Source organism: Streptococcus oralis, from assembly GCF_026782345.1.
GTDB lineage: Bacteria > Bacillota > Bacilli > Lactobacillales > Streptococcaceae > Streptococcus > Streptococcus oralis_CK.
The window spans coordinates 152103-171864 of sequence record NZ_JAKUWI010000003.1 but is presented as its reverse complement, the minus strand read 5'-3'; the positions used below and the strand labels follow the sequence as shown (position 1 = coordinate 171864).

Sequence of the window (19762 nt, the reverse complement as noted above, 5' to 3'; positions counted from 1 at the left end):
ATCTATATTCTCGATGGATTGGATTACATGATACCGAGGAAACGAGCTGCAATACCTACTGCAAAGAGAGCAAGGATGATTGCGATTGGTGATACTTTTTTCTTAAGCAACCACATGCAGAGGAAAGTAAGGAGAAGTCCCATCAATCCTGGAATCAATGAGTTCAACTGACCTTGAAGTGTTTGTGGTTGAACGCTATCCAAGCTCAAACCACTAAGAGCCTGACCAAGAATTCCCTTCAATTCTCCACCTGTTACAGGTCCTTCTGGGAAGTTGATGTAGGCACCTTCAGCCAATTGTTTACCTGGAAGGTTCACAGTAAAGTTGATAGATACCCAACGTTGTACAAGAACGGCAAGGATGAACATACCAAGGATAGATGCTCCTTTGGTGATATCTTTCAAGATACCACCAGACATGTCTTTAGTGATTTCAGATCCAGCTTTGTAACCGAACTCTTGTGTGTACCATAGGAAGGCCATACGGATAGCATTCCATCCAAAGAAGAAGAGAAGAGGACCAACAATATTACCAGATGCAGCAAGTGATGCACCGAGGGCTCCAAGGATAGGACGAACTGTAAACCAGAATACTGGGTCACCGATACCAGCAAGAGGTCCCATCATACCGATCTTAACCCCTTGGATAGCCGCGTCATCGATCTCAACACCGTTAGCGCGCTCTTCTTCAAGTGCAAGAGTAACCCCCATGATTGGAGCAGCTACGTATGGGTGAGTGTTGAAGAACTCAAGGTGACGCTCAAGAGCAGCCGCTTGGTCTTCTTTTTTAGTGTACAATTTTTTGATAGCTGGGATCAATGAGTAAGCCCAACCCAAGTTTTGCATACGCTCGTAGTTCCAAGAACCTTGAAGGAATTGTGAACGCCACCAAACTTTTTGACGATCTGATTTTGATAATTGAATTTTTTCAGCCATGATTGTTCCCCTTTCTAGTAGTCTTCTAGGATATCACCGATTGGGTCGTTAGAAGTCGCAGCTCCGCCGCCACCGTTACCACCTTGTTTTGAAAGGTTAAGGTAGATGAAGGCAAGGGCAACACCGATGACACCAAGGGCAATCAAAGTCAATTGAGAGATTGCTGCAAGAGCAAAACCGATAGCGAAGAATGGCCATACTTCACGAGTTGCCATCATGTTGATAACCATAGCGTAACCAACGGCAACGACCATAGCACCACCGACAGCCATACCACCATTCAACCATTCTGGCATTAGGCCAAGAGCGTCTTGAACAGCAGAAGCAGGGATAGCGATAAGGAAGGCTGCAGGGATAGCGATACGAAGACCTTGAAGAACAAGGGCAAAGTAGTGAGCGCGTTCAACAGCCGCAATGTTTCCTTCTTTTGCAGCTGCGTCAGCTGAGTGAACCAAGGCAACTGAGATTGTACGAACAATCATTGTCAAGAAAAGTCCAGCTACGGCAAGAGGGATAGCTGTGGCTGTTGCGACGGCGATACCTTCGGTAGTAAAGTTACCACCTTTGATCAAGATGATCGCTGCGGCAACAGATGCAAGAGCAGCGTCAGGAGCTACGGCAGCTCCGATGTTAGCCCAACCAAGGGCGATCATTTGAAGAGATCCACCAAGCATAACACCTGCTTCGAGGTTACCTGTTACAAGTCCGATAAGGGTACATGCGACGATTGGTTGATGGAATTGGAATTGGTCGAGGATACCTTCAAGACCTGCAAGGAAGGCAACAACTACAACCAAGATAGCAGAAATGATTGAAATATCTGACATGGTTTTATTCCTTTTCTATTTAGTTTTAATAAAGTACTTAATCCTGTTTTCAAAAATGATAAAACAGATTAAAATTATTGAACGTTTGCTTTCTTAATTAAGTCAAACAAATCTTTTTTCGTGTCGTTTGGTACTTTACGTACATCAAATTCAACACCGAGGTCACGCATTTTTTCAAATGTTGCAACATCATCTTTGTCCATAGACAAGACGTTATTGATCATTGTTTTACCTGTTGAGTGGGCCATAGAACCAACGTTAAGGGTCTTGATTGGCACGCCACCTTCGATGGCACGAAGGGCATCTTGAGGTGTTTCAAACAAGATAAGAGCATGTGTGTTACCAAAACGAGGATCTTTTGCAACCTCAATCAATTTTTTGATTGGGACGACGTTGGCTTTTACTCCGTTAGGAGCTGCTTGTTTGATCAATTCTTTACGCAATTCGTCGTTTGCAACGTTATCTGAAGCAACGATGATACGGTCTGCTTTTGAATCTGGTGTCCAAGCAGTTGCGACTTGTCCGTGAAGAAGACGTGTGTCAAGACGGGCAAGATTGATTTTCAATTTACCATCTCCGATAACAGTTCCTTCTGGAATAGCAGCTTGGGCAACTGGAGCAGCCGTAGCACTAGCCCCTTCCTCAACTGGATTGAGCTCTTCTGGAAGAGCTTTGATGCCATCTTTGGCTTCTTTAATGATATTCGCAGCGACTTTATCCACACCTGCAGTAGCGTCCATAAGGCGCTCAGTGTAGGCTTGGATCAACATCGGCAAGTTAAGCCCTGTGATGATGGCAAACTTACGCTCAGGATTTTCTCCCATCACGCGGCTAGCTTGGTTGAATGGAGATCCACTCCAAAGGTCAGCCAATACTAGAACCTCATCTTCTGCGTCAAATGCAGCCACAGCATTGTTGAATTTAGCGTAAAGGTCATCTGGACCTTCATTTGGCATAAAGGTTACAACTTGAACCTTTTCTTGTTCACCAAAGATCATAGATCCTGACTGATGAATACCCGCAGCAAATTCGCCGTGGCTCGCAATAATGATTCCGATACTCATTATTGTCATTCCTCCTTTTAAAATGTTTGACTTATAGGTTTCCTAAAAAACCTCAGACGTACCTAGTATAAATCGTTTTCATATAAAAATCAACTACTTTTTCGAAAATTGTAAAAGTTTTCAATGAAAATAGGCTTACAAAATGTTAATATATAAATAAATTCAAAAAATATATGAAAATAGCAATAGAAAATTTAATATAAAAATACTGAAAATGAGTGACCTTTATGAAAATAGAATGAAAATAAAAAGGAAAGATTGCAGGATAGGAATCTTCCTTTTTATAGGAATAAATTTTGTAAAGCGTGAGCTACCCCGTCTTCTTCATTGGTTAGAGGAAGTTGTTCGTCTGCATATGGAAGGAGAGAAGGATTGGCGTTTTTCATAGCATATCCCTTGCCTGCAAATGCCAACATTTCCGTATCATTATGTTCATCACCAAAGGCGATTAAGTCTTTTTTATCACGATTCATAACATTGAGCAAGTACTCTAGAGCAAAGGCTTTGTTTACACCCTTGGGAGTACACTCGAGGATGTTGAGTGGCCCACCCCAGGTGTTGATAGCTAGTTGGTGCTGATAAAAACGATTCATCTCGTCCGCTAGAGCGTATTTGTCCTCAACCCTTGTTTGCAAGAGAATGCAGTTAGGATTCTTGGTTACTCGTTCGGGTTTGAATTGATTTTCTGGTTGGAAGTTCTCTACGCCAAATAGTTTAGGGTCCGCAATTTCTTCATTCGGAGCTGTAATGTAAAATTTCTTACGGTATTCTCCTGCAATAAAGTCGGCCTGGATATCCTCTTTACGTTTGACCATATCTAGGAGATATTTTTTGTCCAAGGTTAAGCATCTTTCGTGCTCCCAAGCCTGTCCTGGTAGATGGGTAAGGGAACCATTAAAGTTAATCATAGGAGTATGTAGCTCTAGTTCGCGGTAGAAGTCTTTTGCCATGCGATACGGACGCCCCGTCGTGATGATAACATGGTGCCCTTTTTCTGAAATTTTTTTGATTGTCTCTTTGGTAAAATCGGAGAGCTTGCTTTCGCTATTGAGCAAGGTTCCGTCCAAATCGACTGCAATAATTTTTTTTGTCATATAAACCTTCCTAGTAGATTCCAGATAAGATGTCTACTATTATATCAAAAAGAAAGAAGAAAAACAGACTCAAAACAAAAAATAAAAATTTCATTTTGTTAAATAATTCAAACAAACATATTGAAAAGGTGAATGATAAATGATATAATACTCATATTGTTCGTAAAAAACAAAAGGAGATTTATGATGGACAAACTATTTAAACTAAAAGAGAACGGAACAGACGTTCGTACGGAGGTTCTCGCTGGTTTAACAACTTTCTTTGCAATGAGTTACATTCTCTTTGTAAACCCACAAATGCTTGCGCAGACAGGGATGCCTGCTCAAGGTGTCTTCCTAGCAACGATTATTGGTGCAGTAGCTGGTACCTTGATGATGGCCTTCTATGCGAACCTGCCATACGCTCAAGCACCAGGTATGGGACTCAATGCCTTCTTTACCTTTACAGTCGTATTTGGACTTGGTTATTCATGGCAAGAGGCCTTGGCTATGGTCTTTATCTGTGGGATTATTTCACTAATCATTACCTTAACAAATGTTCGGAAAATGATCATTGAGTCAATTCCAAACGCTCTTCGTTCTGCGATTTCAGCAGGTATCGGTGTCTTTCTTGCTTATGTAGGGATTAAGAATGCTGGCCTTTTGAAATTCTCTATCGATCCAGGAAATTATACAGTTGCCGGTGAAGGTGCTGATAAGGCGCAAGCAGCCATTACAGCAAATTCTTCAGCAGTTCCAGGCTTGGTTAGCTTTAATAATCCGGCTGTTTTAGTGGCTATTGCAGGTTTGGCGATTACGATTTTCTTTGTTATTAAGGGTATCAAGGGAGGAATCATCCTTTCTATTCTAACAACGACAGTTCTTGCTATCGCTGTTGGTTTGGTTGATGTATCAAGCATTGATTTTTCTAATAACCATGTAGGTGCAGCCTTTGAAGATTTGAAGACAATCTTTGGTGCAGCACTTGGCTCACAAGGATTGGGTGCTTTAATCTCAGACACTGCTCGTCTACCGGAAACACTTATGGCTATTCTGGCCTTCTCGTTGACAGATATTTTTGACACAATTGGTACTTTGATCGGTACAGGTGAAAAAGTCGGTATCGTAGCAACAAATGGTGAAAATCACCAATCAGATAAGTTAGATAAGGCTCTTTACTCTGACTTGATTGGTACTTCAATTGGTGCCATCGCAGGTACTTCAAACGTAACGACTTATGTCGAGTCTGCTGCTGGTATTGGTGCAGGTGGACGTACTGGATTAACTGCCTTAGTGGTTGCGATTTGTTTTGCAATTTCAAGTTTCTTTAGTCCACTTTTGGCAATTGTTCCATCAGCTGCGACGGCTCCAATTTTGATTATCGTTGGGATTATGATGCTTGGTAGTTTGAAAAACATCCATTGGGATGATATGGCTGAAGCTGTCCCTGCCTTCTTTACATCTATCTTCATGGGATTCAGCTACTCTATCACACAAGGGATTGCAGTTGGTTTCTTGACTTATACGTTAACAAAAGTTGTCAAAGGTCAAGCAAAGGACGTGCACGCGATGATTTGGATTTTGGATGCCTTGTTTATCCTTAACTATATCAGTATGGCGCTATAAATGATATAATAGAAAAAGGGGAGTCTCCCCTTTTTAATTATAAGGAGGTACATCATGAAAGATAAGACGATTTGGCAAGAGGTTTTAAACAGAGGGAAATGGGTGATCATCCTTTTGGTAGCTTTTGTTCTATCTCAATTTCCCATAGGACTTGCTTTGTTTTTAGCAAACAAACAGTTTCCGATTTTACAGTCAGGGCTCTTAGTAGGTGCTCTATCCATAGTCGTTTTGATTGTATTCATTATTGGTGCACGAAAAACACAACTTGCTACTTTTAATCTATCCTTTTTTAAGGCAAAAGACTTGGCTCGCTTGGTACTGAGTTATCTGGTGATTTTTGCGACAAATCTCTTGGGTTCACTCCTGCTTCGACTAACAAATGAGGCAACAACCAATAACCAATCAATACTGAATGGTTTGGTTCAGAATAGTTCCTTGATTTCAACTTTCTTCCTACTAGTCTTGATTGCGCCGATTTGTGAAGAAATTTTGTGTCGTGGAATTATTCCAAAAAAGATCTTCCGTGGAAAAGAAAAACTTGGCTTTGTTGTTGGTGCAATCGTCTTTGCCTTACTCCATATGCCAACCAATTTACCTTCTGTGATTATTTATGGAGGAATGTCAACGGTTTTGACTTGGACAGCCTATAAGACTGAGCGCTTGGAGATGTCCATTTTGCTTCATATGATTCTCAATGGTATTGCATTTTGTTTGTTGGCCTTATTGGTATTGATTAGTAGAAATCTAGGTCTATCATTCTAAACCATTGACCTACTTGGAAAAGATGAATACTAGCGTGTCCATCTTTTTCTTTTTATGGTAAAATAGAGAGATAATATGGTAAAGAACCTTAAGGAAGTGACCGTTATGTCCAATAAAGTCAACCACGTAAAAACAGCCATTTGCGGCATTATCAATGTAACCCCAGATTCCTTTTCGGATGGTGGGCAGTTTTTTGCTCTTGAGCAGGCGCTCCAGCAAGCCCGTAAATTGATAGCAGAAGGAGCGTGCATGCTCGATATCGGTGGAGAATCGACTCGGCCGGGCAGTAGCTATGTTGAGATAGAAGAGGAAATCCAGCGTGTTGTTCCAGTGATTAAAGCTATCCGTGAGGAAAGTGATGTCCTCATTTCTATCGATACATGGAAAAGTCAGGTGGCAGAGGCTGCTTTGGCTGCTGGTGCCAATCTGGTAAATGACATCACGGGTCTTATGGGTGATGAAAAAATGGCGGATGTGGTTGCTAAGGCTGGAGCAAAAGTGGTTATCATGTTTAATCCAGTTATGGCTCGACCTCAGCACCCTAGTTCACTCATATTTCCTCATTTTGGTTTTGGGCAAGCTTTTACAGAAGAAGAGTTAGCTGACTTTGAAAAAGTGCCAATCGAAGACTTGATGGAGGCTTTCTTTGAACGTGCTCTAGCGAGAGCGGAGGAAGCTGGAATTGCAAGAGAAAACATTTTGCTGGATCCAGGGATTGGCTTTGGTCTCACCAAGAAGGAAAATCTACTCCTTCTACGGGACCTTGATAAATTACACCAGCAAGGATATCCGATCTTTCTTGGAGTTTCGCGTAAGCGGTTTGTCATTAATATCCTGGAGGAAAATGGCTTTGAAGTCAATCCTGAAACGGAAGTCGGTTTCCGCAATCGGGACACAGCTTCGGCTCATGTAACCAGTATCGCTGCGAGACAGGGTGTGGAAGTGGTGCGCGTGCACGATGTAGCCAGTCACAGGATGGCGGTTGAAATTGCGTCAGCTATTCGATTGGCAGATGATGCAGAAAATCTAGATTTAAAACAATATAAATAAGATGAACGAAATTCAAAACAATCAATGGATTGCCCACTACCGGACGGACCAACCGCATTTTGGCTTGGAACGCATGGTAGAACTCCTAGCTCTGCGAGGCAATCCCCATCTCAAACTCAAGGTCATCCATATCGGAGGGACCAACGGCAAGGGGTCTACCATTGCTTTTTTGAAAAAGATGCTGGAAAAGCTAGGACTGAGAGTTGGGGTGTTCAGCTCGCCCTATCTCATTCATTATACGGATCAGATTAGCATTAATGGGGAATCCATTCCCGAGGCTAGGCTAGAAGCCCTCATGGCAGACTATCAGTCTTTGCTTGAGGGAGAATCTGCTGACAATTTGCAGGGAACAACTGAGTTTGAGATTATCACAGCTTTAGCTTATGATTACTTTGCCTCAGAGCTAGTAGATGTGGCTATCATGGAAGTCGGCATGGGTGGCCTTCTGGATAGTACCAATGTTTGCCAGCCCATTTTAACAGGCATCACAACCATTGGACTGGATCATGTAGCCCTACTTGGTGACACCTTGGAAGCCATAGCAGAGCAGAAAGCTGGTATTATCAAACAAGGTATTCCTTTGGTGACAGGTCGCATTGCTCCAGAAGCCTTGGCTGTTATCGACCATATGGCAGAAGTTAAACATGCACCGAGACTTGTCTATGGGAGTGATTATCAAGTCAGTCATCAAGAAAGTGTGGTGACAGGCGAAATCTTTGACTATACTAGTCCTGTCAGACAAGGTTGCTTTCAAACAGGTCTGATTGGTTTACATCAGATCGAGAATGCGGGGATGGCGCTTGCCCTCCTAGACACTTATTGCCAGGAGACTGGGCGAGAATTTGCAAGTAATGCCTTGGTTGCTCAAGCTCTTGAGGAAACCAGTTGGCCGGGGCGTTTGGAGGTCGTGTCTAGAGACCCATTGTTGCTTTTGGATGGAGCCCACAATCCCCATGCTATCAAGGCTTTATTGGCAACCTTGCAAGAACGCTTTGCGGATTATCATAAGGAAATCCTCTTTACGTGTATTAAAACCAAGGCCTTGAATGATATGCTGGATTTACTAGAGACGATGCCAGATAGTCAATTGACTTTAACCCATTTTGACGATAGTCGGGCGACGGATGAAAGCGTGCTGAAAGAGACAGCCAAGTCTAGAAATCTTAATTACCAAAGTTGGCAGGATGTTCTAGAGCAGAAATTGACAGATAAAAATGAAGAGAAAAAAACAGTTAGGATTGTCACGGGTTCCTTGTATTTCTTGAGCCAAGTGAGAGCCTACCTAATGGAGAGGAATAACTAGAGAATGGATACACAAAAAATTGAAGCAGCTGTAAAAATGATTATCGATGCTGTAGGAGAGGACGCTAATCGTGAGGGCTTGCAGGAAACGCCTGCTCGTGTAGCTCGTATGTACCAAGAAATTTTTTCAGGTCTTGGCCAAACTGCGGAGGAACATTTGTCAAAATCCTTTGAGATTATCGACGATAATATGGTGGTGGAGAAGGATATCTTTTTCCACACCATGTGTGAACACCACTTCTTGCCCTTCTATGGGAGAGCGCACATTGCCTATATTCCAGATGGACGTGTGGCAGGTTTGTCCAAGCTAGCCCGCACAGTTGAAGTTTATTCTAAAAAACCACAGATTCAAGAACGGTTGAATATTGAAGTAGCTGATGCCTTGATGGACTATCTAGGGGCTAAGGGAGCCTTTGTTGTCATTGAGGCTGAGCATATGTGTATGAGTATGCGTGGTGTCAGAAAACCAGGCACTGCAACTTTGACGACCGTAGCCCGTGGCCTATTTGAAACAGATAAGGATCTCCGAGATCAGGCTTACCGTCTTATGGGACTATAAAAGAATCCGCTGCGTGCGGATTTTTCTAGAAAGGACTAGTTATGGATCAACTGCAGATTAAAGATTTGGAAATTTTTGCCTATCATGGTCTTTTTCCTAGTGAGAAGGAATTGGGACAAAAGTTTGTTATTTCCGCAAGCTTATCCTATGATATGACCAAGGCGGCGACTGAGTTAGATTTGGCTTCTTCTGTCCACTATGGAGAACTTTGCCAACAGTGGACGACTTGGTTTCAGGAAAGCGCTGAGGATTTGATTGAAACGGTAGCCTACAAACTAGTAGAGCGTACCTTTGAGGCTTATCCTCTTGTTCAAGAAATTAAGCTGGAACTCAAAAAACCTTGGGCTCCAGTCCACTTACCACTTGATACCTGCTCAGTAACCATCCACCGTCGCAAGCAACGGGCCTTTATCGGCCTAGGAAGCAATATGGGCGATAAGCAAGCAAACTTGGAACAAGCTATTGACAAACTGCGAGCTCGCGGCATCCATATTCTCAAAGAATCCAGTGTTTTGACGACGGAACCTTGGGGCGGTGTGGAGCAAGATAGTTTTGCTAATCAGGTGATTGAAGTAGAAACCTGGCTACCAGCACCAGTCTTGTTAGAGACCCTATTAAGCATTGAGTCAGAGATGGGACGGGTTCGAGAAGTGCATTGGGGCCCTCGTTTGATTGATTTGGACTTGCTCTTTGTGGAGGACCAGGTCATTTATACAGACGACCTCATCTTACCTCACCCTTATGTAGCAGAACGTCTCTTTGTCCTTGAGTCTCTGCAAGAAATAGCTCCCCATTTTATCCATCCAATCTTAAAACAACCAATTCGATACTTAGTTGACCAGTTGGAGCAAGGAAATGCCTAAACTTTCCGATACCTATAGCAAGTGGAAGAGTATCGGGGAGGGACTACTTGCTATTGTTTTAGGGCTTCTCTTGATTCGTTTTGGACAAGTTATTCCGCGAATGGGGTATCAGTTGCTGATGGGCTACTTTTCCTTGTCAGCAGTTTGGCACTTGTTGACTCGCTGGTTTCAAGATAAAAAACGTCGGGAAAACATCTTTGTAACCTTGGCTAAGCTAGTGGTTGCGGCTCTGGTGTTTGACTCTATCATCTTGCAAGACCTTGCCCTCTATCTCCTGGTTTTTATCATTGCGAGCTACCAGCTGTTTACGGGTGGCATTAGTCTTGTGACCTGGTCTCTCTATCGAAAAAATTCTATTCATCCTCGGCTCCATCATCTCTTTGATGCTGTATGGATGATAGGATTCGGTCTTTATAGCATCTCTCCTTTTCACGATGCAGCGAATTTTGAATTGCTCTTGCTTGGATTTTACTTGCTCATGCTAGGAGCTAGTAGCCTCCGGGACGGTTTCTTTTTTGAAAAGATAGAAAACAATCCCAAGCTGAAACGACGTATGCGAATGACTCTGCCGATCTTTGTGACGGCTCTGATTCCTATCAGTACTTTGCGCAAATTGAATGAGTGGCTGTCAAATCATGAAAGCCAAGAAGGGGAAGTTCATTCAGAAAGAAAAAACGACCAGACGGTTGATCTGGAAATTTTTATCCATACCTCAGAAACCTCCTTCTTTCTTGCTATGGGACATGTGGATATTTGTTATCAAGGGACGGTTATTTCCTATGGTTCCTATGATCCCCACTCGGAACGTTTATTCGGTATGGTTGGAGACGGTGTTTTGTTTAAGGCCAATCGGGAAAAATACATTGAACTCTGCAAGAGGGAAAGTCAGAAGACCTTGTTTGCTTATGGTCTGAGTTTGACAGACCAACAGAAAGCAGCTATCCAAGCTCGCCTAGCAGAGATAGAAGACCTGTTAATTCCTTGGGAACCAAGTTCGCAGTTGATGAAAAGAAGAGAGGGAGAGGTCAAGCATACCTACTCCTACCAACTAAAAGAGGAAGCAGATGCGACCCTCTATAAATTCAGCTCATCCGAGTTTAAGACCTACTTCGTTCTCAGTACCAATTGTGTCTTGCTGGCAGACTCTATCGTAGGAAAAGCTGGGACTGATATATTGAGTCCCCAAGGTTTCATTGTACCAGGGACTTATCAGGATTATCTTGACTTAGAGTATACAAAACCCAACGGTCTAGTTGTCAGTCGATCCATTTATTAGAAAAAGAAAACTCTAGTTCCTCAGCAATTTACGCCGAGAAGCTAGAGTTTTTAAAATAGGTCATTTTCTTCTGGAAGGAGGATGGTTTCTCTACCGTCCATGTCTACAACAAGGACCCTAGGAGGGTAAAGCGGATCAAAAGGATGATTGAAATCAAAATCAATGCTAGTCGGAAGGTTCTGACTAGAGAAATGGAAGGTAATTGTCCCCTCGTTGTTGAGAAGCTGAAATTCAAGTTCTTCTTCTAATTCAAAGACGTTTTTCAAAAAATGATCGATAATGAACCATAAAGAGTCAATAACATCATCAGGTAAGCTGGTCACAACACCAAAACTGGCCGAACGTCTCTGGGTATTTGTAAAAGCCATGTTTCCTTCCTCCTTTTATTTTTCTTATCATACAGTAAAAAAGCTGAAAAATCAAGGAAACCTACTCGCTTTTTCAAAATGAGAATGAAGAATGAAATTTTTTCAAAGTTTCTCCTAAAAATACTTGAAAGTGTTTACAATAAGTGATAAAATGGAGTAAGTAGATGCGTGAAAGCGAAATTTTCATTATAGAAAGGAAACGGAATGAACACAGATGATACAGTAACGATTTATGACGTCGCCCGTGAAGCAGGAGTTTCGATGGCAACAGTTAGCCGTGTCGTTAATGGCAACAAGAATGTTAAAGAGAACACTCGAAAAAAAGTCCTAGAAGTGATTGATCGCTTGGACTATCGACCAAATGCGGTAGCCCGTGGTTTAGCTAGCAAGAAAACAACGACAGTCGGAGTTGTGATTCCGAACATTACCAATGGTTATTTCTCAACACTTGCTAAGGGGATTGACGACATTGCTGAAATGTACAAGTATAACATTGTCTTAGCAAATAGTGATGAGGATGATGAAAAGGAAGTTTCAGTGGTCAACACTCTCTTTTCAAAACAAGTCGATGGGATTATCTTTATGGGCTATCACCTGACTGAAAAGATTCGTTCAGAATTCTCTCGTTCACGGACACCGGTTGTTCTTGCCGGTACTGTGGATGTTGAACACCAACTTCCAAGTGTAAATATCGACTACAAACAAGCAACGATTGATGCTGTGAGTTACCTTCTCAAAGAAAATGAGAAAATTGCTTTTGTAAGTGGACCACTTGTCGATGATATCAATGGCAAGGTTCGTTTGATTGGTTATAAGGAAGCGTTAAAAAAAGCTGGACATTCTTATAGTGAGGGATTGGTCTTTGAATCAAAATATAGCTATGACGATGGTTATGCCTTGGCAGAACGCTTGATTTCATCACAAGCTACAGCCGCAGTTGTAACAGGCGATGAATTGGCAGCAGGTGTCTTGAATGGTTTGGCTGATCACGGTGTATCTGTGCCAGAAGAGTTTGAAATCATTACTAGTGATGATTCACAAATCTCACGCTTTACCCGTCCAAACTTGACAACTATTGCTCAACCTCTTTATGACTTAGGTGCTATCAGCATGCGTATGTTGACTAAGATTATGCATAAGGAAGAGTTGGAAGAACGTGAAGTTCTCCTACCTCATGGTTTGACAGAACGTCGCTCTACACGAAAACGTAAATAGAAAAAATCAGGGAATCGTGAGATTTCCTGATTTTGTGTTCTAGAGAAGAGGATTAGCCTTCCATATAGTCTTTCAAAGCTTGTCCTTTTAGTCCAGCATTAAGGGCAATTAATAATTTGAGGCGCGCTTTTTGAGCGTTGAGTTCTTTGACAAAGAAAACACCAGCTCGTTGCAACTGCACTCCTCCACCTTGGTAGGCGTAGACAGGTTCAGCAATACCATTAAAACATCGTGAGACCAAGGCGACTGGAATTCCTTTTTGGAGGAGATTTTCCAACTTTTGAGCTGTTTCTTTGGGAACATTGCCTGCTCCAAAGGCCTGAATGACTAGGCCATCCAGTTGTTCCAAGTCTAACATATCGATCAGCTCGTCTGTCATACCTGCATAGGCTGAGATGATGGGAACCAGACCTTGAATATGCTCGAGATCAAAACGGACACGAGGTTCGGCCGTTTTGAAGTAGAGGATTTCTTGCTTCATGATGAGGCCAAGTGGTCCATGTGTTGGGGTTTGAAAGGTGCTGACGTTGGTCGTATGAGTTTTGGTAACATACTTGGCTGCGTGGATCTCATCGTTCATGACGACCAAAACGCCCTTGTCGGCTGCTTTATCATCGCTGGCAACTCGCAAAGCGCTCAGATAGTTGTAAACACCATCGCTACCAAGTTCGTTTGAACTACGCATGGCCCCTGTTAGAACGATGGGGATGGGAGGAATTTTCATGGTATCAAGGAAGTATGCTGTTTCTTCTAAGGTATCTGTACCATGTGTGATGACAACTCCATCGTAGTTATCAGCTTCCTCTTTAATCTTATGATAGAGTGCAAGCATATGCTTGGGTTTGATATGAGGGCTTGGCAGATTAAAAAAGTCTAGGGCATGAACCTCAATCCCTTCAAGTGGATTGGAAACATGGTTCATGGGATTGTCCTGACTAGTTACAACGGCACCAGTGGCGTCTGCTTGCATGGAAATAGTCCCACCTGTATGTAAAACAAGGATTTTCTTAGGCATGATTTAGTCACTCTTTCTGAAATGTGGTATAATCATTGTAACACAAAAGGGGAGAATGGGATAGGATGGAAGTCAAGGCTGTTTTTTTTGATATCGATGGAACGCTAGTCAACGATCGCAAGAGTGTTTTGAAATCCACTAAGGACGCGATTAAGATTGTTAAAGAGCAAGGGGTACTTGTTGGAGTAGCGACAGGACGAGGGCCGTTTTTTGTCAAGGAATTGATGGAAGACTTGGACCTAGACTTTGCAGTGACCTACAATGGCCAATACATTTTTAATAAAGAAAAGGTACTCTTTGCAAGTCCGATTGCTAAATCAAGCCTGCGTCAACTGATTGCTTATGCTAAAAAGGAGCGTAAAGAAATCGCTCTTGGAACCGAGCATGCCGTTGTTGGTTCGAAAATTATGTCATTTGGTCTCGGATCCTTTTCCCAACTGGTTAGTCGTTTTATCCCGACAGTGCTGACAAGAACCGTTAGCCGCTCTTTTAATCGGATGGTCAGCAAGGCAGTTCCTCAAAAAGAAGACGACCTACTTAACTTGATTAACCAACCTATTTATCAAGTTTTGATGCTGATGACGCCAGAGGAATCTGAGAAAGCAGCAGCTGATTTTGAAGATTTGAAATTAACTCGAAGCAATCCTTTTGCAGCAGATATCATCAACCAAGGAAATTCCAAACTAGAAGGCATTCGCCGAGTAGGAAAAGAATATGGCTTTGATCTCAATCAAGTCATGGCCTTCGGTGATTCAGATAACGACCTGGAAATGTTGGCGGGTGTCGGTATGTCAGTCGCTATGGGAAATGGCAGTAGCAGTGCCAAAGAGGTTGCTAAACACATTACGGCAAGCAATCAACAAGATGGCATCCACAAGGCGCTTGAGCACTTTGGCGTTTTAGCTTCAGAAAAAGTGTTTGTCAGTCGGGACTACCACTTTAATAAAGTCAAGACCTTCCACCACATGATGGATGAGCGAACTCAAGAAGAACCACAGGCATGGGATGCTGAAGGTGCAACCCACCGCGCAGATTTTAAAATTGAAGAATTAGTAGAGTTTGTCCGCGCGGCAAGTTCTTCGGAGGAAGAATTCCAAGACTCCCTTGCAAGCATGCATGAGGCACTTGATAAGGCGGCAGAGAAAGTGGCGAAAAAGACACCTGCTAAGCAAAATCTGGTCGGTCAAGTGGATGCTTTGATCGACACACTGTATTTCACGTACGGTAGTTTTGTTTTGATGGGAGTGGATCCAGAACGCATTTTTGATATTGTCCATGAAGCAAATATGGGGAAGGTTTTCCCTGATGGAAAAGCTCATTTTGACCCAGTTACGCACAAGATTTTAAAACCGGATGACTGGGAAGAAAAATATGCTCCAGAACCTGCCATTAAACAGGAGCTACAACGTCAGCTTAAGGCTTATGAGCGACATAAAGAAAGAAATAGAAATAATAAGTAACAAAAAGGAGCTCTAGGCTCCTTTTTTAATAATTATAATGTTTTTTCACTTTCTCTTACGACCAGCAAATCGACTTTTGCATGGCGGAGAATATATTCAGATGAAGAACCGACTAAGAGGCGTTCAAAGGCATTGAGACCTGTAGCACCAACTAAAATCAAGTCAACATTTTCTGCGTCCGGAATCGTCCGAGCGAGGAGAGTTTTGGGATTTCCCATTTCGATGACGATGTGGATATTCGTTAAACCAGCGTCTTTTGCACGCTTTTCATACTCTTTCATCATACTTTCAGCATCGGCTTGGAGTTCTTCGTAAACTTCAGCATCAAAGGTAGATACGCTTTGAAGAGCGCGTGTGTCAATAACATGGACAATGGTGAGCTTGGATTCATTGCGTAGAGCAGTGTAAACACCTTTGACGAAAGCCAAGTCCGCTTCTTTAGAACCATCAATTGCGACCATAACATTTTGGTAACGTTGTGCCATAATGAAACCTCCTGAAATTTTCTTACTTTTATTGTAACCCTTTTCACTAAAGAAGTAAAGTAAAAATCATATTTTAAACCATATTGTTGGTCATCGACTTAGTGCGTATATAGAAATAAAAGAAAAGAGAATTGGTGAGGATTCTCTTTGTCAATGTTTTTTCTTTTACTTCCTTGTTTATGGAAGCTTGTCGCAGCGACTTTCTAGTGGTATAATGTTACTATCCTGACGAATTGAGGAAAAAAGATGAAAGAATTTAACAAATCTAGCAAGCTAGAGCATGTTGCTTATGATATCCGTGGTCCTGTTTTAGAAGAAGCCATGCGTATGCGAGCAAACGGAGAAAAGATTTTACGCCTGAATACAGGGAATCCAGCAGAATTTGGCTTTACAGCGCCAGATGAGGTCATTCATGATTTGATTATGAATGCGCGTGATAGCGAAGGTTACTCTGATTCTAAAGGGATTTTCTCAGCCCGTAAGGCTATCATGCAGTATTGCCAACTGAAGAAATTCCCAAATGTGGATATTGATGATATCTACCTTGGAAATGGTGTCAGTGAACTGATTGTCATGTCCATGCAGGGACTTTTGGACAATGGAGATGAGGTCTTGGTGCCCATGCCGGACTATCCTCTCTGGACAGCGGCTGTCAGCCTAGCTGGGGGAAATGCCGTCCACTATATCTGTGATGAGGCTGCAGAATGGTACCCTGATATTGATGATATCAAGTCAAAAATCACTTCAAATACCAAGGCTATTATTCTCATCAATCCAAATAATCCTACAGGAGCCCTCTATCCCAAGGAACTTTTGTTAGAGATTATCGAGATTGCACGTCAAAACGACTTAATTATCTTTGCGGATGAAATCTACGACCGTATGGTCATGGATGGTCATGAGCATGTCTCAGTAGCTAGTCTGGCTCCAGATGTCTTCTGTGTCAGCATGAATGGTCTTTCAAAATCTCACCGTATCGCTGGTTTCCGTATAGGATGGATGGTCTTATCTGGACCTAAGACACATGTCAAGGGCTATATTGAAGGTCTCAATATGTTGTCTAACATGCGCCTTTGCTCTAACGTTTTGGCCCAGCAAGTCGTACAAACCTCGCTAGGTGGGCACCAGTCGGTGGACGAATTGCTCCTTCCTGGTGGACGGATCTACGAGCAAAGAAACTTCATTTACAATGCCATTCAAGATATACCTGGTTTATCTGCTGTTAAACCCAAAGCCGGACTTTATATTTTCCCTAAAATTGACCGCAATATGTATCGCATCGATGATGATGAACAATTTGTCCTCAATTTCTTGAAGCAAGAGAAGGTTCTCTTGGTTCATGGTCGCGGTTTTAACTGGCAAGAACCTGACCATTTCCGTATCGTTTACCTTCCTCGTGTGGATGAATTAGCACAAATCCAAGAAAAGATGACTCGTTTCTTGAAACAGTATCGTAGATAGGGCTTACATGAGAAAAAGCTGGAAACATTTGCCTAGAGCTATTGACAAAAGTATCAGAATCAGATAGAATAGTAAAGTATGTTTAGTAACTGATCACTTTATAGCCGGCTAAACGAATACAAAATCTATGAGGAGGTATTCATCGTGAAACGTACTTATCAACCAAGTAAAATTCGTCGTGCGCGCAAACACGGATTCCGTAACCGTATGTCAACTAAAAACGGTCGTCGCGTATTGGCAGCTCGTCGTCGTAAAGGACGCAAAGTTTTGGCTGCATAATCCAAACAAATTCAGCAAAGAAGTCAGTAGGAACTCGAGTCTACTGGCTTTTCTTTTTATCTTAAAGGGTGCATTGCCCACGAAATCGTCAATTTCAGATGGAATTCATGGAATGCTCATTTAAAAGGTCACATACAAAAAACTCAAAACCAGATATAAGTTACTGATTTTGAGTTTTTGTTTATTCTTTTAAGTGATAAGAGTAGCTAGCGACAACGACGTCTTCGTGCCATCTGAGAGCGTATTTAAGTTTGAGGCTCATTTGATTGTGCAGGATATTTTGCCAAGGCTTGTTAGGGATGAACTGTGGTACAAGGACTGTAACGGTGTAGTTTTTTTGCTTAGCTTCTTGGGCAATTCGTTTGACATACTTGACGCTAGGGGTGATGATGTCGCGGTAGCTGGTATTGATATTCTTCAGAGTGATACTTGGGAAGTAATCGGCAAATTCCTGAAGAATTTCTTGGTCTTTTTCTGCCGTTTCTTTAGTAGAAATGTGCATGGCCAACACTTCGTCACCGATACTTTGAGCGTAGTTAATGGCTCCGACACTTACTCGAGTAACATTTCCTACTAGGACAAGGACAAGGTTACCGTCATAAGTGCGTTTTTCGATTCCTTCGTAGAGTCGCAGCTGTTTTGCCACTTTTTGGTAATGGTTGTGAATGGACAAAAAGAGGAAGGTTAAGACTAGAATAATTGGGAAGAATGGCCAGATATCACCCAGTCTGAAGAGGAGTAAAATGAGGACAATGGCATAACAAATGATGGCCCCAAGGATATTAGCGAAGGCAGATTTTAAGAAGTTTACTCCTTTTTCCTTTTTCCAATGGCGAATCATCCCAGTCTGAGAAAGGGCAAAGGGAACGAAGACCCCGATAGTATAAAGAGGAATCAAGCGTTCAGTATTCCCATTAAAAATGAGAAGAAGGATCATAGCCCCAAAGGCCAGAGTTAAGATACCGTTGGAGTAGCCAAGGCGATCCCCTTTTTCCATAAAGAGATGAGGCATGTACTTGTTTTTGGCCATATTGTAGGACAGCATAGGGAAGGCTGAAAAGCCAGTATTTGCAGCTACAGCTAGAATCAAGGCAGTTGAGAACTGGAAGAGATAGTAGCTAGCATGACCAAAGAATGAATCACCAAGAATGCCCTTGGCCATTTGCGAGAGGATGGTTTCTCCGTGTTGAGGCGTGATACCCATCCAGTAGTTTAGGAAGGTAATGCCTGCAAAAAGAAATCCTAAAATCAGCGACATGATGGTCAAAGTCTGAGCAGCATTCTTTTCTTTCGGAGTTTTAAAAAATGGTACCGCATTTGAAATAGCTTCAACCCCTGTCAGAGAGGCAGAGCCACTGGTAAAGGCTCTCAATAGGAGAACGATGGAAAGGCTCGGAACAGTTTGTCCAATGGTTGAAGTCGCCTGATAGTTTAGGGAACCTGTAAATAGTTGAAAGAACCCATAAAGCAAGAGAAAGACGGTACTGAAGATAAAGAGGTAGACGGGAATCATCAGAGAGCTGGCAGATTCTTTCAAGCCTCTTAAATTCAAGAGCATGAGCAGGCAGACTAGGAAAATAGAGATATGAAGATTGTAGGGATGGAGGGCAGGGATGGCTGCTGTAATTGCATCAGCTCCAGAAGCAACGGATACGGCTACTGTCAGCATATAGTCAACAAGGAGGCTACCCCCTGCAATCAAGCCTAGTTCAGGGGAGAGGTTTTCCCGAGTGACCATATAAGCTCCTCCACCTTGAGGATAGGCGTGGATGATTTGACGATAGGAAATGGTCAAACTAGCGAGCAGTAAGAGGACAAAAATACCGATAGGGAGGCTCCACCAAATGGCGAGAGGAGAGAGGCTAACTAAAACGAGAATGACTTGTTCGGGTCCATAGGCAATAGAAGACAGGGCATCACTGGATAACATTGCAAGTGCCTGCATTTTTCCAAGTAATCCCCCTTCGCCGTCTGTGAGAGACTTGAGTGGTCGACCGATAAAGGTATATTTTAATTTTCTAAACATTTTCTTTTCCTTTGATGAAAATTTCAATAAGTGTTATTATACTGCTTTGAAAAAGGGCAGTCAAGGGAGAATGACTGGTTTTTGGATATTTTTCCAAGCCGAGGGATGCTATTTTT

General features: G+C 42.4%; 19 protein-coding genes. 11 read left to right on the top strand and 8 right to left on the bottom strand.

The window, feature by feature from the left end:
* Positions 1-23: 23 nt before the first annotated feature.
* The 4 genes from MK405_RS08210 to MK405_RS08195 form a co-directional block, all read right to left on the bottom strand.
* The gene (locus MK405_RS08210; RefSeq protein WP_000818320.1) at positions 24-935 is read right to left on the bottom strand and encodes a PTS system mannose/fructose/sorbose family transporter subunit IID; all 912 of its coding nucleotides are present in this window, start codon (positions 933-935) and stop codon (positions 24-26) included.
* Positions 936-949: 14 nt separating this feature from the next.
* Positions 950-1762: a PTS mannose/fructose/sorbose transporter subunit IIC gene (locus MK405_RS08205; RefSeq protein ID WP_001280325.1), complete on the bottom strand. Its 813-nt coding sequence runs from the start codon at positions 1760-1762 to the stop codon at positions 950-952.
* 74 nt (positions 1763-1836) lie between these two features.
* Positions 1837-2826: a PTS sugar transporter subunit IIB gene (locus MK405_RS08200; RefSeq protein WP_247943061.1), complete on the bottom strand. Its 990-nt coding sequence runs from the start codon at positions 2824-2826 to the stop codon at positions 1837-1839.
* 281 nt (positions 2827-3107) lie between these two features.
* Positions 3108-3920 carry a Cof-type HAD-IIB family hydrolase gene (locus tag MK405_RS08195; protein ID WP_033585460.1) on the bottom strand — a complete coding sequence of 271 codons (813 nt, stop codon included), beginning with the start codon at positions 3918-3920 and terminating at the stop codon, positions 3108-3110.
* A 186-nt stretch (positions 3921-4106) separates the two neighbouring features.
* On the opposite strand from MK405_RS08195, the gene MK405_RS08190 reads away from it, so the two are divergent.
* The 7 genes from MK405_RS08190 to MK405_RS08160 all read left to right on the top strand — a co-directional run bounded on the left by MK405_RS08190 (position 4107) and on the right by MK405_RS08160 (position 11337).
* A complete protein-coding gene (locus MK405_RS08190) occupies positions 4107-5525 on the top strand; it encodes an NCS2 family permease (protein ID WP_007522449.1) in 1419 nt (472 codons plus the stop codon).
* Positions 5526-5579: 54 nt separating this feature from the next.
* The gene (locus MK405_RS08185) at positions 5580-6287 is read left to right on the top strand and encodes a CPBP family intramembrane glutamic endopeptidase (protein WP_033585462.1); all 708 of its coding nucleotides are present in this window, start codon (positions 5580-5582) and stop codon (positions 6285-6287) included.
* 75 nt (positions 6288-6362) lie between these two features.
* Positions 6363-7337, top strand: coding sequence for a dihydropteroate synthase (gene folP, locus MK405_RS08180; RefSeq protein ID WP_033585464.1), 975 nt, complete (start codon positions 6363-6365; stop codon positions 7335-7337).
* 1 nt (position 7338) lies between these two features.
* Positions 7339-8640, top strand: a complete 1302-nt coding sequence (locus tag MK405_RS08175; RefSeq protein ID WP_268704758.1) for a bifunctional folylpolyglutamate synthase/dihydrofolate synthase — start codon at positions 7339-7341, stop codon at positions 8638-8640.
* Between the two features lie 3 nt (positions 8641-8643).
* Entirely contained in the window at positions 8644-9198 is a 555-nt protein-coding gene (gene folE / locus MK405_RS08170) for a GTP cyclohydrolase I FolE (RefSeq protein WP_268704757.1), read from the top strand.
* A gap of 41 nt (positions 9199-9239) precedes the next feature.
* On the top strand, positions 9240-10061 hold the full coding sequence (gene folK, locus MK405_RS08165) for a 2-amino-4-hydroxy-6-hydroxymethyldihydropteridine diphosphokinase (protein ID WP_084872196.1): 822 nt from the start codon (positions 9240-9242) through the stop codon (positions 10059-10061).
* Entirely contained in the window at positions 10054-11337 is a 1284-nt protein-coding gene (locus tag MK405_RS08160) for a DUF308 domain-containing protein (protein ID WP_268704756.1), read from the top strand. The genes folK and MK405_RS08160 overlap by 8 nt, the downstream gene beginning before the upstream one ends.
* A 50-nt stretch (positions 11338-11387) precedes the next feature.
* Here the strand turns inward: MK405_RS08160 and MK405_RS08155 are convergent, their stop codons facing one another.
* Positions 11388-11705 (bottom strand): DUF960 domain-containing protein, encoded by a 318-nt coding sequence (locus tag MK405_RS08155; protein WP_084938918.1) that lies wholly within the window; start codon positions 11703-11705, stop codon positions 11388-11390.
* Positions 11706-11909: 204 nt separating this feature from the next.
* On the opposite strand from MK405_RS08155, the gene ccpA reads away from it, so the two are divergent.
* Positions 11910-12920, top strand: coding sequence for a catabolite control protein A (gene ccpA, locus MK405_RS08150; RefSeq protein ID WP_057489261.1), 1011 nt, complete (start codon positions 11910-11912; stop codon positions 12918-12920).
* Positions 12921-12972: 52 nt separating this feature from the next.
* On the opposite strand, the gene MK405_RS08145 is transcribed toward ccpA, so the two are convergent.
* Positions 12973-13935: an asparaginase gene (locus tag MK405_RS08145; RefSeq protein ID WP_007519608.1), complete on the bottom strand. Its 963-nt coding sequence runs from the start codon at positions 13933-13935 to the stop codon at positions 12973-12975.
* 65 nt (positions 13936-14000) lie between these two features.
* On the opposite strand from MK405_RS08145, the gene MK405_RS08140 reads away from it, so the two are divergent.
* Positions 14001-15395, top strand: a complete 1395-nt coding sequence (locus MK405_RS08140; protein WP_268704755.1) for a Cof-type HAD-IIB family hydrolase — start codon at positions 14001-14003, stop codon at positions 15393-15395.
* A gap of 32 nt (positions 15396-15427) precedes the next feature.
* Here the strand turns inward: MK405_RS08140 and MK405_RS08135 are convergent, their stop codons facing one another.
* Positions 15428-15880, bottom strand: coding sequence for a universal stress protein (locus tag MK405_RS08135; protein ID WP_167266368.1), 453 nt, complete (start codon positions 15878-15880; stop codon positions 15428-15430).
* A 246-nt stretch (positions 15881-16126) separates the two neighbouring features.
* Here MK405_RS08135 and MK405_RS08130 point away from each other — a divergent pair, with 246 nt between their 5' ends.
* Both MK405_RS08130 and rpmH read left to right on the top strand, forming a co-directional pair.
* Entirely contained in the window at positions 16127-17341 is a 1215-nt protein-coding gene (locus tag MK405_RS08130; RefSeq protein WP_000657746.1) for a pyridoxal phosphate-dependent aminotransferase, read from the top strand.
* A gap of 144 nt (positions 17342-17485) precedes the next feature.
* Positions 17486-17620: a 50S ribosomal protein L34 gene (gene rpmH / locus MK405_RS08125; protein ID WP_000831902.1), complete on the top strand. Its 135-nt coding sequence runs from the start codon at positions 17486-17488 to the stop codon at positions 17618-17620.
* Between the two features lie 181 nt (positions 17621-17801).
* Here the strand turns inward: rpmH and MK405_RS08120 are convergent, their stop codons facing one another.
* Positions 17802-19646 carry an APC family permease gene (locus tag MK405_RS08120; RefSeq protein WP_033585477.1) on the bottom strand — a complete coding sequence of 615 codons (1845 nt, stop codon included), beginning with the start codon at positions 19644-19646 and terminating at the stop codon, positions 17802-17804.
* Positions 19647-19762 lie beyond the last annotated feature (116 nt).